Origin of the sequence: Streptomyces sp. NPDC102360, assembly GCF_044766085.1 — a bacterium.
Classification (GTDB): Bacteria; Actinomycetota; Actinomycetes; order Streptomycetales; family Streptomycetaceae; genus Streptomyces.
Genome location: NZ_JBIWLG010000001.1, coordinates 541,049 through 553,592 on the forward strand (window position 1 = coordinate 541,049; position 12,544 = coordinate 553,592).

Annotated in this window: 13 protein-coding genes; 10 read left to right on the forward strand and 3 right to left on the reverse strand. The window is 70.5% G+C overall.

Features of this window, described 5'->3' with window-relative positions:
• Positions 1–36: 36 nt before the first annotated feature.
• Entirely contained in the window at positions 37–1,239 is a 1,203-nt protein-coding gene (locus tag ACIRHA_RS02460) for an FAD-dependent oxidoreductase (RefSeq protein ID WP_403838985.1), read from the reverse strand.
• 183 nt (positions 1,240–1,422) lie between these two features.
• Here ACIRHA_RS02460 and ACIRHA_RS02465 point away from each other — a divergent pair, with 183 nt between their 5' ends.
• The 3 genes from ACIRHA_RS02465 (at position 1,423) to ACIRHA_RS02475 (ending at position 4,288) form a co-directional block, all read left to right on the forward strand.
• Positions 1,423–2,301: an aminoglycoside phosphotransferase family protein gene (locus tag ACIRHA_RS02465; protein ID WP_403838987.1), complete on the forward strand. Its 879-nt coding sequence runs from the start codon at positions 1,423–1,425 to the stop codon at positions 2,299–2,301.
• An 83-nt stretch (positions 2,302–2,384) separates the two neighbouring features.
• Positions 2,385–2,771, forward strand: coding sequence for a VOC family protein (locus tag ACIRHA_RS02470; RefSeq protein WP_403838989.1), 387 nt, complete (start codon positions 2,385–2,387; stop codon positions 2,769–2,771).
• Between the two features lie 137 nt (positions 2,772–2,908).
• Positions 2,909–4,288 carry an aminopeptidase C gene (locus ACIRHA_RS02475; protein WP_403838991.1) on the forward strand — a complete coding sequence of 460 codons (1,380 nt, stop codon included), beginning with the start codon at positions 2,909–2,911 and terminating at the stop codon, positions 4,286–4,288.
• Positions 4,289–4,302: 14 nt separating this feature from the next.
• On the opposite strand, the gene ACIRHA_RS02480 is transcribed toward ACIRHA_RS02475, so the two are convergent.
• On the reverse strand, positions 4,303–4,974 hold the full coding sequence (locus ACIRHA_RS02480) for a hypothetical protein (RefSeq protein WP_403838993.1): 672 nt from the start codon (positions 4,972–4,974) through the stop codon (positions 4,303–4,305).
• A gap of 144 nt (positions 4,975–5,118) precedes the next feature.
• Between ACIRHA_RS02480 and ACIRHA_RS02485 the strand changes: the two genes are divergently transcribed.
• From ACIRHA_RS02485 to ACIRHA_RS02510, 6 genes are all read left to right on the forward strand, one after another.
• Complete coding sequence (locus ACIRHA_RS02485; protein WP_403838995.1) at positions 5,119–5,658, forward strand: flavin reductase; 540 nt, start codon at positions 5,119–5,121, stop codon at positions 5,656–5,658.
• Positions 5,659–5,847: 189 nt separating this feature from the next.
• A complete protein-coding gene (locus ACIRHA_RS02490; protein ID WP_403838997.1) occupies positions 5,848–6,480 on the forward strand; it encodes a response regulator transcription factor in 633 nt (210 codons plus the stop codon).
• Between the two features lie 7 nt (positions 6,481–6,487).
• Positions 6,488–7,990 (forward strand): ATP-binding protein, encoded by a 1,503-nt coding sequence (locus ACIRHA_RS02495; protein WP_403838999.1) that lies wholly within the window; start codon positions 6,488–6,490, stop codon positions 7,988–7,990.
• Between the two features lie 126 nt (positions 7,991–8,116).
• Positions 8,117–9,229 (forward strand): acyl-CoA dehydrogenase family protein, encoded by a 1,113-nt coding sequence (locus ACIRHA_RS02500; protein ID WP_403839001.1) that lies wholly within the window; start codon positions 8,117–8,119, stop codon positions 9,227–9,229.
• A 56-nt stretch (positions 9,230–9,285) separates the two neighbouring features.
• Positions 9,286–9,648 carry a hypothetical protein gene (locus ACIRHA_RS02505; protein ID WP_403839003.1) on the forward strand — a complete coding sequence of 121 codons (363 nt, stop codon included), beginning with the start codon at positions 9,286–9,288 and terminating at the stop codon, positions 9,646–9,648.
• Positions 9,645–10,424 (forward strand): SDR family NAD(P)-dependent oxidoreductase, encoded by a 780-nt coding sequence (locus tag ACIRHA_RS02510; protein ID WP_403839005.1) that lies wholly within the window; start codon positions 9,645–9,647, stop codon positions 10,422–10,424. The genes ACIRHA_RS02505 and ACIRHA_RS02510 overlap by 4 nt, the downstream gene beginning before the upstream one ends.
• Here ACIRHA_RS02510 and ACIRHA_RS02515 read toward each other — a convergent pair whose 3' ends face one another.
• Positions 10,425–10,880, reverse strand: a complete 456-nt coding sequence (locus ACIRHA_RS02515; RefSeq protein WP_403839007.1) for a MerR family transcriptional regulator — start codon at positions 10,878–10,880, stop codon at positions 10,425–10,427. It lies immediately after the preceding gene.
• Positions 10,881–10,904: 24 nt separating this feature from the next.
• Between ACIRHA_RS02515 and ACIRHA_RS02520 the strand changes: the two genes are divergently transcribed.
• Positions 10,905–12,341 carry a DHA2 family efflux MFS transporter permease subunit gene (locus ACIRHA_RS02520; protein ID WP_403839009.1) on the forward strand — a complete coding sequence of 479 codons (1,437 nt, stop codon included), beginning with the start codon at positions 10,905–10,907 and terminating at the stop codon, positions 12,339–12,341.
• Positions 12,342–12,544: the final 203 nt, after the last annotated feature.

A 12,544-nucleotide genomic window follows, 5' to 3' on the forward strand; every position in this document is an offset into this window, starting at 1 on the left:
GTCATGAAGGTGCTTGGGAGAGGGGAGGCGTGCGGGTCACGCGAGGCCGCGGAGCATGAGGTTCCAGTACAGGAACGGCAGACCGCGCCGCTTGAGGTACCACATGTCGGTGCGCTCGCGGACCGTGTCGATCAGCGGGATCGACGGAGCGGGCCGCCCGCTGTAGTCGAACTCGGCGAGCAGCATCTTGTTGCGGGCGGTGGTCAGCGGGCACGAGGAGTAGCCGTTGTAGACGGAGAGCGGCTCCTGGCCGTGCGCCGTCGCGAGCAGGTTCTCGACGACCACGGGCGCCTGCTTGCGCACGGCCGCGCCGGTCTTGGAGTTCGGCGAGGAGCCGGCGTCGCCGAGGGCCCAGATGTTGGGGTACCGGACGTGCCGCATCGTGTGCTTGTCGATCTCGACGTAGCCGGCCGGGTTCGCGGCGTCCGCGAGCGGGCCCCGCTTGATCCAGTCCGGGGCGCTCTGCGGCGGCACGAGATGAGCCATGTCGTACGGGAGGGTGGTCTTGTCGCCCGTACCGAGGTCGCTGACGACGACCTCGCGGGCGTCGGGACGGACCTCGGTGACCTCGCTGCCGTAGTGGACGTGGATGCCGTACCGGCGGGCCACGTCCTCCAGGACCCGCGCGAACTCCGGGACACCGAAGATGGTGTCCGTCGGGAGCACCAGGTGGATGTCCATCCGGCCGAGGACGCCCTCCCGGCGCCAGTGGTCGGCGGCGAGGTAGGCGATCTTCTGCGGGGCGCCGCCGCACTTCATGGCTCCGGGCGGCATGCTGAACACGGCACTGCCCGAGCGGGTCTCGCGAATGAAACGCCAGGTCACGGGTGCGGTGTGCGGCAGGTAATTGCTGGAGAGCCCGTTCTGGCCCAGTCCGGCGCCGAGGCCGGGCACGCCGTCCCAGTCCAGCTGGATACCGGCGCAGACCACGAGGTGGTCGTAGTGCACGACCCCGCCGTCGTCCAGGCTCACCTCCTGGGCCTCGGGATCGACGGCGACCGCGGCACGCCGGATCCACCGGACGCCCTTCGGTATCACGGACCGCTGCGGCCGGACACTCTCCTTCAGCGGCGCCCGTCCGCCACCGACCAGCGTCCACAGCGGCTGGTAGTAGTGCCGCTCGCTCGGGTCGAGGACCGCGACGTCGCGCTCGCCGGCCCGCCGGAGCCGCGCCGCGACCGAGACGCCGGCGGAGCCGCCGCCCACGATCACCGTCCGGTGGTGCTGCTTGATCGCCAAGGAAAACCCTCCCGGTCACGCGATCCGTAATGTACGTACATCTAGGCTAGGCCGTGCGCGCGCTGGCGTACAAGTGGGCGCAGGGGTTCTGGCGCAAGCTGTACGTACATTTAGGGCGGCCTCGTGAGGGGTATCAGGGGAAAACGGGGTGCGGTGGGTGGCGTGAGACACGAAGGTGTGGGGATGCGTCCGTCCATCGACACCGATCTGGTCCGCAGGCTCGTCGACGCGCAGTTCCCGCGGTGGGCCGGCCTGCCGCTGGAGCGCGTCGAACCGGGCGGCTCGGACCACGTCATCCACCGGCTCGGTCCCGAACTCGCGGTGCGGCTGCCCCGGCACCCCGGACCGCTCGGCGGGCTCGGCAAGGAGTTCGCCTGGCTGCCCCGGCTCGCCGCGCGGTTGCCGCTCGCGGTGCCCGCCCCGGTGGCGCAGGGCAGCCCCGGCTTCGGCTACCCGTGGCCCTGGTCGGTCTCCCGCTGGCTGGACGGAGAGACGGCGACCACGCAGAAGCTGGGCGACGACACCGCCACCGCGGGCCAGCTGGCCGACTTCCTCCTCGCGTTGTGGGACTTCGGCCGCGTCCACCGGCCCGCGCCGGGGACGACCGCGGTCCCGCCCCCGCAGCCGCTGTCCGACCGCGACGGTGCCACGCGCGCGGCGATCGCGCGGGCCGCGGACGCCTTCGACGCGGAGGCGATGACCGCGGTGTGGGACGCGGCCCTGGCCGCCGAGCCCTGGAACCGGCCGCCGGTATGGGTCCACGGCGACTTCCACACCGGCAACCTGCTCACCGTCGACGGCCGCCTCAGCGCGGTCATCGACTTCAGCGGCCTGGCGTTCGGCGATCCGGCCACCGACCTGATGATGGCCTACTCGCTGATGTCACCGCCCGGCCGAGCCCTCTTCCGCACCGCCCTCGGAGCGGACACCGACACCTGGGCCCGCGGCCGCGGCTGGGCCCTGACCGGCGGCCTCCTCGCGTACACCGCGTACGCTCACGAATCACCGGGCATCGCCGCGGCGACGACTCGACAGATCCGGGCGGTCCTGGAGGACCGGTGACGCCGAACAGCCCTTGCCGCCCGGCCGTTGCTGGGCTAGGCAGGGCATGACAGTGCAACCGACCACAGACGGGGACCGTCATCATGCGAGTCAAAGCTCTCGATCACCTGGTGCTGAACGTCGCCGACGTCGACAAGTCGCTGGAGTTCTACGTCGGCCGCCTGGGGCTCGCGCCCGAGCGGGTGGAGGAGTGGCGGGCCGGGAAGGTGCCGTTCCCGTCCGTACGGATCGACGGCAGCACGGTGATCGATCTGTTCGCCGCCGCGCGGGTCGAATCCAACGTCGATCATTTCTGTCTCGTCGTCGACCCTCTGGACTGGCAGGAGGTCGTCGACTCCGGGGAGTTCGACGTCCTGGAGGGTCCGGTGCCGCGCTGGGGAGCGCGCGGTCAGGCGCAGTCCGTGTACGTCAAGGACCCGGACGGGAACACCGTCGAACTGCGGTGGTATCCGCAGGACGCCGAGGGATGAGTGTGGGACACACGGGCATGGCCACAAGTCCGTTGACTGGCTAGAACGGCCGTGCGACGGTGAGAGCGCGTTGCCCCTTTTACCTGCCAAGGCCCCCGCGCGAGCACGGGCCGATTCGAGAATGGGAAGCGGATACCGTGACGCTCGGACACGCTCACACCTCTCAGCCCACCGACGCTCCGGCCGACAGCGACCGCAGTCTCACTCCGGCACAACTAGAGGCTTATGAGAAGGAGTTCGCCGCCCGCCCCGCGAACCGGCTGATGCAGAACGCCGTGACGCAGACGACGGTGGACGATATCGCCCTGGACCGGCGGATCGTCACCGCCATCGACCACTCCGTATCGCACCACCTGGACGACTGGAAGGTCACCAACCAGAAGCGCAGTGGCCGCTGTTGGATGTTCGCCGGGCTCAACCTGCTGCGCGTCGGCGCCGCGGAGAAGCTCGGTGTGAAGGACTTCGAGTTCTCCCAGAACTACGTGCTGTGGTGGGACAAGTTCGAGCGCGCGAACCACTTCCTCGAGAGTGTCATCGACACCTCCGACCGCGACGTCGACGACCGTACGGTGGCGCACCTGCTCGGCGACCCGATCAGCGACGGCGGGCAGTGGAACATGTTCGTGGCGCTGGTCGCCAAGCACGGCCTGCTGCCCAAGTCGGCGATGCCGGAGACCGAGAGCTCCTCGGCGACCGGGCCGATGAACCGGGCCCTGATGAGCCTGCTGAGGCAAGGTGCGCGCGATCTGCGTGCGGCGGCGGCCGAGGGGGTCGAGGCGCAGCGCGCCCGCAAGGCGGAGGTGCTCGGCGCCGTGCACCGCGTGCTCAGCATCCATCTCGGCACGCCGCCGCAGACGTTCCTGTGGCAGTGGCGCGACAAGGAGCAGGAGTTCCACCGCGACGGCTGGATGACACCGACCGAGTTCGCCGAGGCGTATGTGCAGATACCCCTCGACGAATATGTCTGCCTCGTCCACGATCCGCGTGCGTCGAGTCCGGCCGGCCGCACCTTCACCGTCGAGCACCTGGGCAACATCGTCGAGGCCCCGCCCGTGGTCTACCTCAACGCGGACATCGACCTGCTCAAGCGCCTCACCATGGAGGCCGTCGTGGCCGGCGAGCCGGTCTGGTTCGGCTGCGACGTCGCCCAGCAGATGCGCGCCGACCTCGGCATCTGGGACGCCGAACTCTTCGACTACGAGGCCGTCTACGGCGCGGCGTTCGAGCTCGACAAGGCGGACCGGCTGCTCCACCACGAGACCCAGATGACCCACGCGATGCTCTTCACCGGCGTCGACGTCGTGGACGGTGTGCCGCGCCGCTGGCGGGTCGAGAACAGCTGGGGCGAGGAGAAGGCCGACAAGGGCTTCTGGACCATGAACGACTCGTGGTTCGGCGAGCACGTCTTCGAGGTCGCCGTCCGCCGCTCCGCACTCCCGGCGGAGCTCTCCGCCGCCCTCGACGAGCCGCCGATCGTGCTGCCGGCCTGGGACCCGATGGGCGCGCTCGCCGACTGACGGCCAACCGGCCGTCAGGGAAGCACCGGTGAGTCCGGGGACATCACCACCGCTTCCAGGGCCGGGTGTGCCAGGACCTGCTCCGCCGCGGTGGCGGAGCAGGCGATCCACGTCGCCGTGAGATCGGTGTCGCCGTGCACGAACCAGGAGCGGTCGGCGGGCCACCACAGGTCGGGTACGAGGGCGTTGGCCACGTCGGCGCTCTCCCCGGCCTCACCCGCGACCGCCATCGCCAGGGCGGTCACCGAGTCGACCGGGCCCCGGAACACGGCGTACCCGCGGTGGGGGAGTTCGAGGCGCGGCGCGTCCGCGATGTCGACGGCGGGCCGCACCTGCCACGATGACGTGCCCGTCCCACTGGTGAGCACGGCCGTCACGGTGCCGTCGTCGAAGTATCCGCACCCTTCCCAGATCCCGAAGAAGCAGTCGTCCGGAGTGGCCGTGCGGCCTTCCAGGATCGACGCCAACGGCGCGGCCAGCGGGCCAGGCAACGTACCCTCGCCCGGCCCGTCGCCGGCATCCGCATCGTCCTCCGCGGGATGCAGCACGCGTACGTACCGCTCGTATCCGGCGGGCAGCAGGGAGCCGACCATGCCGGCCGCGAAGTCCGGCAGCGCGTCGCGCACCCACGCGGTGGCGGTCAGGTCGTGGCAGAGCGTCAGCCCTGCGGGGAGCGGAGACATCATTCGCGCAGTATGTCCGACGGGCGGTGGGCTGTCGGCGGAGGCGGACAATGTGGAACGGGCGCGCCCGGCATAGGGGAAATCCTTAAGCGCCGCGGAGGAAGTCTGGATACCGCGAGCCACCAGCCCCGCCCTACCGTGGCAGCCATGACACCCGTGACACGCAGGGCAGCGGTGGGCCAACTCACCTCGAACCAACGATCGTTCCGTGACGCGATGGCGAACCTCTCCGCAGGCGTCAACATCGTCACCACGGACGGACCGCGCGGTCGCGCCGGCATCACGGTGAGCGCGGCCTGCTCCGTCACCGACGACCCGCCCACCATGCTCGTCTGCATCAACCGGTCCAGCCGCAGCCACGACCTGTTCACGCAGAACGGGCGGGTCTGCGTCAACGTCCTCGGCCCCGACCACGCCGATGTCGCCAAGGCCTTCGCGGGCGGTGTGCCCGCCGAGGAACGCTTCGCGGCCTGCGGCGACGTATGGGACCACACACTCGCCGATGTACCGGTGCTCAAGGGCTCCGCCGCCTCGGTCGTCGGGCGCGTCACCGGCACCGCCGAGCAGGGTTCGCACACCGTGATGTTCATCGAGGCCGAGCGGGTGCTCGTCGGGGAGGACGGGGCGGGCGCGCTGGTCTACTTCCGCCGCCGGTTCCACTCGATCCCCACGTCACTGACCGCGTGACGGGCGCGAACCGGGCGTGAAGCCGGCCGTCGGCCTCCGGACCGACGCGACCCGGCGAGGCGGAGACATGTGCTCATGGCCACGGTGTGCGCGGTCGTGACATCGTGCGCTCGCGCCGCGGGTACGACCCCGGTGTCACCGCCCGAATCCGGCGGCACCCGTCGTGCCGCCTCCCGGAAGCGAGGAATCATGACAGGTGAACCGGCGGCCGGCCTCGTCTACGTGCTCGACGACGACGAGCAACTGTGCCTCTCCCTGGCCTGGCTGCTGGAATCCGTGCACATCAAAACGGAGTGGTTCACCGACGCCGACGCCTTCCTCGACGCCTTCGACCCGGACCGCCCGGCCTGCCTCGTCCTCGACGTACGCATGCCGGGCATCGGCGGATTCCACGTACAGGAACTCCTCAACGCGCAGGGTGCGGCGCTGCCCATCGTCTTCGTGTCCGCGCACGGCGACATCCCCATGTCGGTGCGCGCCCTGCAGGCCGGAGCCGTCGACTTCCTGGAGAAGCCCTACGACCCCCAACGGCTGCTCGACATCCTGCAGAAGGCCCTGCGGGTGGCGGGCGAGCGCTACGCGCGCCGCGCCGAGCAGCGCTCCCTGCGCGAGCGGATCACCCACCTCAGCCCGCGCGAGCGCGAGATCCTGCGCCAGGTCGTCGAGGGCGTCCCCAGCAAGGTGATCGCGCGACAGCTCGGCATCAGCCTGAAGACGGTCGACGCACACCGTGCGCGCATCCGCGAGAAGACGGACGCCGACACCCTCGGCGCGCTCATCGGCGACATGATGCGCTGCGGCCTGCGCCCCGAGGAGGTGTGACACACCGATGCCCGCCACCGCCGACCTCGCCTGCCCCGACCTGGCCCGCCTCTTCGAGGTCATCGACCACTGCGTCCTGGTGCACGACGCGCACACCAAGGACATCCTGTGGGCCAACCCGGCCGCGCTCGCCGCGTTCGGCTTCACCCTCGACGAGCTCAAGCCGCTCAAGGCCCCCGACATGAGCTCCAACGCGGCGCAGTACGCGCGGCACATCGGCGTCGCCTGGCTGCAACGGGCCGCCGACGAGGGCCGCAGCCGCATCGAGTGGTGCTACCGGTCGAAGGCCGGCACCGACATCCTCAGCGAGGCACTCGCCAAGCGTGTGGAACTCTCCACCGGGCCCGTCGTCATGGTGCAGTTCCGCGACATCGCCGAGGAGAAGGCCACCCGCCGCGACCTGACCCGCACAGAGGCCAGGCTCCAGGCGTTCCTGCGCAACCTCGACGAGGGCATCGTGGTGCTCGACGACGACGGCCGGATCCTCTTCGCGGGCGAATCGGCGGGCATCCTGCTCGACCGGGACCCCGACGACCTGCACGGCACCGACTTCACCGAGTTCCTCGCCACCGATTCCGGCGCCGTCCTGCGCGGCGTGCTGAAGGACACCTCACGCGGTGGCCGGCCCACCGACGCCCGCTACCGCCTCGCGGTCGCCGACGAGACCGGCGGCGGCCCCGAGCGCTGGTTCGCGGCGCGCAGCCAGTACATCGACATCGAGAACGACCTGCGGGGCCTGCTCCTCCTCTTCCACGACATCACCGACACGGTGCACACCGAGGAGGAACACCGGCGCGACGCCATGTACCTCAACCACCTGGCCCGCTACAACGCCATGGGCGACATGGCGATGGCCATCGCCCACGAGGTCAGCCAGCCCATCGCGGCCGCCCACAACTTCGTCGCGGGCGCCCTCGGACGCATCGACGACACCCCCGAACCCGGCTCGCTGCGCTGGGGCCTCGACCACGCCACCCGCCAACTGGAGCGCGCCACCACGATCCTGTCGAGCCTGCGCGCCTACGTGGTGCGCCTGGAGGACGCGAAACGGTTCGTCGACGTCAACGACATCGTCGCCGACTGCGCGTACTTCGTCGACGTACGGGCGAGGGCGCACCAGGTCGCCGTGCGCTGGGAACGGGGACCGGAGGACCTGCCCGTCAGCTGCGAGAAAGTACTCATCGGACAGGTCGTCATGAACCTCGCCTTCAACGCCCTTGAGGAAATGGTGCGTTGGCCCGACGAACCGGGGGAGGTCACCATCTCCACCCGCAGGGACGGCGACTGCGCGGAGGTCGAGGTGCGTGATACCGGCGGCGGCCTTCCGGCCTCCTCGGACGGGCGGATCTTCGACGGGGTGTTCACATCGAAGGGCAATGGCCACGGCATCGGCCTCGCCCTGAGCCATCGCATCATCACCCGCCACGGCGGCGAGATCGAGGCGTTCCCGAACTCCCCGCGCGGCACCGTCTTCCGGTTCAGGCTGCCGCTGCGGGGCACGGCGGCGTAAACGATCAGGGAAATCCCCTACACGTCCCTGCACATTCCCAATTGTTGGCGCACGACGGCCGCGCCTAGGTTTGTCGGTGAAACGAGTGAGGGCGATCAACTCGCCGGTCAGGCAGGGGAATTACGCATGACGCATTCATTGGACAACGTGCTGGACGTGGTGGCAGCGCGCAGGGCCGAATTCGAGAGCGTGCGCCACGTGCCCCGCGATGTGATCGCCGAATTCAAGAAGGCGGGCCTCTACCGCGCCAGCGCGCCCCGGCGTTTCGGCGGCGAACCGCTGCCGCCGGCCGAATTCCTCCGCCTGATCGAAAGGATCTCCCAGGTCGACGGCTCGGCCGGCTGGGTCGCGAGTTTCGGCTCCTCCCTGATCTATCTCGCGGCGCTGCCCCTGGAGACCCAGGAGCGGCTGTACGCGGACGGGCCCGATGTCGCCTTCGCCGGCGGCCTCTTCCCCGTACAGCCCGCCGAACCCGTCGACGGGGGCTACCGGGTCTCGGGCCGCTGGAAGTTCGCGAGCGGTTGCAAGGGCGCCGACGTCCTCGGCGTCGGCATCAAGGTGGGCGAGGACCGGGCGGGCCGGCCGCGCACCGCGGTGCTGCGTCCCGAGGACGTCGAGATCGTCGAGAGCTGGGACGTCATCGGGATGCGCGGCACCGGCAGCCACGACCTCGCCGTCGACGGCGTCGTCGTACCCGAGGAGTGGACCTTCGTCCGCGGCGGCGAGCCGACCGTCGACGAACCGCTCTACCGCTACCCGGCCGTGCCGTACGCGGCGCAGGTCCTCGCCGTCGTCGGCCTCGGCGTGGCACGGGCCGCGCTCGACCAGGTCATCACGGAGGGCGGGCGCGCCAGTTACACCGGAGGCCCTGTCGCGGCCGACCGTGCCGCGTACCGGATCGCGGTGGGCCGCGCGGAGGCCCGCCTTCGCTCGGCCCGCGCGTTCTTCTACGAGATCACCGAAGAGGTGTGGGAGACCGTGCTGAGCGGCGATCCGGCCACCGCCCACCAGGCGAGCCTGCTGCGGCTCGCCTCCACGGCCCTCGCGCAGGACTCCTTCGACGTCGCCCGCACCGCCTACCAACTCGCCGGCATTCGGGCCATCGCGGACGGCAGCCCGATGCAGCGCTATCTGCGGGACGCCTCCGTGGTGCCGCAGCACGCGTTCCTCCAAGAGGGCCTGTACGACGGGGCGGGGGCGGTGCTCATGGGCGTCGACCCGTTCCCCGGCTACATCTGACCTTTGTTCACGAGAACCCGTACGACACGAGAACCCTTACGAAAGGTGTGACCCACATGTCCACGTCCCCCCAGGCACCCCTGCGGGTCCTGTTCTGCATCGGCGTCAACCAGAACTTCTTCGACCTGCCGACCGGGCAGGGCAAGGCGGTCTGGGACGGCTTCACCAGCATGCTGCGCCGGCTGCACGAACTGCCGGGCGTCAACGTCATCGGCACCATCGACGACGACCAGCACATGGTCGGCCCCTCCGGCTCCTGGCCCTGGACCAGCTATGTCCTCGCCGACGTCGTGGACCAGCCGACCGTCGCCGCGGCCTGCAACCTCTTCCGTACCGTGCAGGTCGGCGAGTACGGCCTGTGGCGCTACATGAAGATCGAGGCCCGTGTCGGCCGGCCGCTCCCGGACGTGACGAAGTGAGCCCGCAGGGCGTGGGGGAGCGCTGGGAGGACGACGCGCACCGCGTGGTCCTGGTCACCGGGGCGGCCGGCGGCCTCGGCGGCGCCATCGCCGCGCGCTTCTACGACCACGGGTACCGGGTCGCCCTGACCGACCTGGACGAGGAGGCCGCGGCCAAGGCGGCGGCCGGACTCGACCCCACCGGCGAGAACGCCGTCGGCCTCGCCCTCGACGTCCGCGACAAGGACGCCTTCACCCGTGCCCGCGACCGGCTCGTCGAACGCTGGGGCGCGGTGCACGTCCTCGTGAACAACGCCGGGCACTCCAAGGTCGAGTCACTCATGGACATCACCCCGGAGAGCTTCGCCGCCGTGGTGGAGACCAACCTGCACGGCACCTTCTTCGGCTGCCAGGTCTTCGGCTCGTACTTCGCCGAGCGCGGCTACGGACGCATCGTCAACCTCGGCTCGCTCGCGGGCCAGAACGGTGGCACGGCGACCGGCGCGCACTACGCGGCGGCGAAGGGCGGCGTCGCCACGCTCACCAAGGTGTTCGCCCGGGACCTCGGCCCGCGCGGCGTCACCGTCAACGCCGTCTCGCCGGGCCCGCAGGACCTGCCGGTGGTGCGGCGCACCGTGGACCCGGAGCAACTGGCCCGGGTCGAGGCGCAGATCCCGGTGGGCCGTCTCGGCCGCCCGCAGTTCATCGCCGACATGGTCGTCCTGCTCTCCGCCGAGCACGCGGACACGGTGACGGGGGCGTGCTGGGACGCCAACGGGGGGCTGTTCATGCGGTGATCACGTCCGGGAGCGGTCGACCGGTGCCCACAGCTGGTCGGCCTCGCCCGCGGCCAGGCTGTCCCGGTAGACGTCGATCTTGTGGTCGATCATCTTCAGGTTCTCGCGGGTCCGCGCCAACCGGTCCAGGACCTCGTCGCGATGGGCCTCGAGCAGCGCAAGACGCTCCGCCTCGTTGCCCGGACCGGCGGCGACCAGTTCCGCGTAGACGCGGATGCCACGGATGGGCATGCCGGTGGCGCGCAGCTTGGTGCAGACGACGATCCACTTGAGATCGAGCTCCCGGTACCGGCGGCGGCCGGTGCTGGTGCGGTCGACGGGGCTGACGACCAGGCCCGCGCGCTCGTAGTAGCGCAACGTGTGCACGCTGACCCCGGTGCGGCGGGCCGCCTCGGCGATCGTCGCGCCTTCTGCGGGAATGGCTCGGGACGCGGATTCGGGCTTGATTTCGAGCACGCTCTCAATTCTAGCGTCGCGGTCATGAGTTCCTCCTTGCGCTCTCCCACGGCGGTCGGCGACCCGAGCGCCCGCCACAAGTCCCTTGTCCTGGCCATCTGCTGCCTCAGCATCGTGGTCGTCGTGATGGACATCTCCATCGTCAACATCGCGCTCCCCGCCATGCGTCGCGATCTGCACGCCTCGGAGTCCGGGCTGCAATGGACGGTCGACGCATACACCCTGGTGCTGGCCTCTTTCCTCGTCCTGGCCGGATCCACCGCCGACCGGATCGGCCGCCGGAAGGTCTTCCAGTGCGGGCTGAGCGCGTTCGGCCTCGGCTCGCTGCTGTGCGGACTCGCGCCGGGCATCGGCTGGCTGATCGCCGCGCGCATGCTGCAGGCCGTCGGCGCCACCATGCTCAACCCGGTGGCCATGGCGATCGTCGCGAACACCTTCACCGGAGCCGCCGAACGGGCCCGCGCCATCGGGGTCTTCGCCTCGATGTCGGGGCTCGCGCTCGCGCTCGGCCCGATCCTCGGCGGTGGTCTGGTCGATGCCTTCGGCTGGCGGTCGGTCTTCTGGATCAACATCCCGGTCGTGGCCGTGGCGATCGTCTGCTCCGCGCTGTTCGTGCCCGAGTCCCGCGCGGTCCGGGCCCGCCGCTTCGACCCCGTCGGCCAGGTGCTGATGGTGCTGGTCCTGGGCGCCGTCGTCTACGCGATCATTGAATCCGGGTCGCTGGGGTGGAGTTCGACGCCGGTGGTCGGGCTGTACGCGCTCGCGGTGCTCGGCACCGCGGCCTTCATCGGCTACGAACTGCGGTGCAGCGAACCGCTGTTGGAGCCGCGCTTGTTCCGCAGCGTGCCGTTCACCTCGGCCATCGCGACAGCGGTCCTGGCCCTGTGCGGGTTCGGCGCGTTCCTGTTCGTCACCACCCAGTACCTCCAGGACGTCCGCGGTCTCGCGCCGGTCGCGGCCGGGCTGTGTCTGCTTCCGGTCGGGGTGCCGGTGCTGCTGGTGGCGCCGCGCATCGGGCGGATGGTCGGTACGCGCGGCCCCCGGCTCCCGCTGCTGATCGCCGGGAGCGCGCTGGCCCTCGGCGGTGGCCTGTCGCTGGGGCTGGGCCCGGACACTCCGCTCCCGGCGGTCCTCGCGGTCCACTTGCTGTTCGGTGTCTTCATGGGAGCGGTCAATCCGCCGATCAGCAACTCGGCGATCTCCGGCATGCCGCGCTCGATGGCCGGCCTCGCAGGAGCGCTGTCCTCCACCGGACGGCAGGCCGGGACGACTCTGGGCGTCGCGGTCGCCGGCGCTGTCATCGGCCCGCACCTCGACCGTGGCGGCGCCGACTTCACCGCTGCCGCGCATGGTGTGTGGTGGCTCGTCCTGGCACTCGGCGCGGGCGTCGTGGGCCTCGCCGTACTCGCCTCCAGCCGGTGGGCCCACGGCACGGTCGCGCGCGCGGGGACGGTGGCCTAGGTGTGCTGTTCGGGTCAGGCTCAGTACTCGTCGGCCCCGTACACGCTCCTCGTCCTCGTAGGGAAAGACGAGACCAAGGCGACCGGTGTCGTCTTCACCGCTGCGCGCGGCCTTGGCCATTTTGACCTCAACTCGACACCGGACGCTCCACGTTCGGGAAGTGTCTGCAAACGATCTTCACAAATTGATACCCCAAGCCTCAC

Coding starts and splice junctions, on each gene's coding strand:
- ACIRHA_RS02465 (WP_403838987.1), top strand. CDS start 1,423: ATGCGTCCGTCCATCGACACCGATCTGGTCCGCAGGCTCGTCGACGCG.
- ACIRHA_RS02470 (WP_403838989.1), top strand. CDS start 2,385: ATGCGAGTCAAAGCTCTCGATCACCTGGTGCTGAACGTCGCCGACGTC.
- ACIRHA_RS02480 (WP_403838993.1), bottom strand. CDS start 4,974: ATGATGTCTCCGCTCCCCGCAGGGCTGACGCTCTGCCACGACCTGACC.
- ACIRHA_RS02485 (WP_403838995.1), top strand. CDS start 5,119: ATGACACCCGTGACACGCAGGGCAGCGGTGGGCCAACTCACCTCGAAC.
- ACIRHA_RS02490 (WP_403838997.1), top strand. CDS start 5,848: ATGACAGGTGAACCGGCGGCCGGCCTCGTCTACGTGCTCGACGACGAC.
- ACIRHA_RS02495 (WP_403838999.1), top strand. CDS start 6,488: ATGCCCGCCACCGCCGACCTCGCCTGCCCCGACCTGGCCCGCCTCTTC.
- ACIRHA_RS02500 (WP_403839001.1), top strand. CDS start 8,117: ATGACGCATTCATTGGACAACGTGCTGGACGTGGTGGCAGCGCGCAGG.
- ACIRHA_RS02505 (WP_403839003.1), top strand. CDS start 9,286: ATGTCCACGTCCCCCCAGGCACCCCTGCGGGTCCTGTTCTGCATCGGC.
- ACIRHA_RS02520 (WP_403839009.1), top strand. CDS start 10,905: ATGAGTTCCTCCTTGCGCTCTCCCACGGCGGTCGGCGACCCGAGCGCC.